Genomic DNA, 1,094 nt, shown 5'->3' on the forward strand with positions numbered 1-1,094 from the left:
TGTGATGTCCAGGGACGTTGTTGCGTGAACAGCTGACAAGCGAAGGCCTCCTGTTGCGAGAGTGGAGTTGTCGAGAAACCGCTCACGCGAACAGAAGGCCTTCATGTCCCACGCTAACGCCGCCCTGACCCCTCGCGCCCGCCTACGCCTGGCCAAGCTCATCGTCGAGGAACACTGGCCGGTCGCCACCGCGGCCAAGATGTTCATGGTCTCCCCACCCACCGCACGCAAATGGGCCACACGCTTCCGGGCCGAGGGACCTGCAGGGATGGCAGACCGGTCCAGCCGGCCGTCCACGATGCCGACCAGAACACCGCAGGCGGTGGTGAAACAGATCGTGGCCGCCCGATGGCGCCGACGCCTGGGGCCGGCACAGATCGCCGGAGAACTCAGGATGCCGGCCTCCACCGTCCATGCCGTGCTCGTGCGCTGCCGGATCAACCGCCTCGCCCGTCTGGACCGGGTCACCGGCGAGCCGATCCGCCGCTACGAGCACCCCCACCCCGGTTCGCTGATCCACGTCGACGTCACCAAGTTCGGGCGCATCCCCGACGGGGGCGGACACCGATTCGTCGGGCGCCAGCAGGGCCTGAAGCACCGCGCGGCGACCTCGGACCGCGAAGGAACCCGTGATGCCCGATACCAGCCCCGGCTCGGGGTGGGCTTTCTGCACACCGTGATCGATGATCACTCCCGCTTCGCCTATGTGGAGATGCACTCCGATGAACGCAGCCAGACGGCCATCGCGGTGTTGCGCCGCGCGGTCGCCCACTTCGCGCGCCTGGGCGTGGAGGTGGAGCGGGTGCTCTCGGACAACGGCTCGGCCTACCGCTCGCATGCCTGGCGTGATGCCTGCACCGAGCTCGGGATCAAGCCCAAGCGGACTCGGCCCTACCGGCCGCAGACGAACGGGAAGATTGAGCGGTTCCATCGCACGCTCGCTGACGGGTGGGCCTATGCCCGGTTCTACAGCTCAGAGACGGAACGCAGGGCCGCGTTGCCTGGATGGCTGCACTTCTACAATCATCATCGCGTCCACTCCGCGATCGGCGCCGCGCCTGCCACCAGGCTCAACAACCTCCCTGGACATCACA

The 1,094-nt window shown here is 67.4% G+C and carries 1 protein-coding gene; it reads left to right on the forward strand.

Going from position 1 to position 1,094, the window contains the following annotated elements; all coding sequences use genetic code 11:
* Window positions 1–103: 103 nt before the first annotated feature.
* Window positions 104–1,094 (forward strand): IS481 family transposase (locus AB0302_RS11400; protein ID WP_366372177.1); only part of this gene is annotated, 991 nt, incomplete at its 3' end.

The organism is Micrococcus sp. NPDC078436 (genome assembly GCF_040702705.1).
Lineage (GTDB): Bacteria > Actinomycetota > Actinomycetes > Actinomycetales > Micrococcaceae > Micrococcus.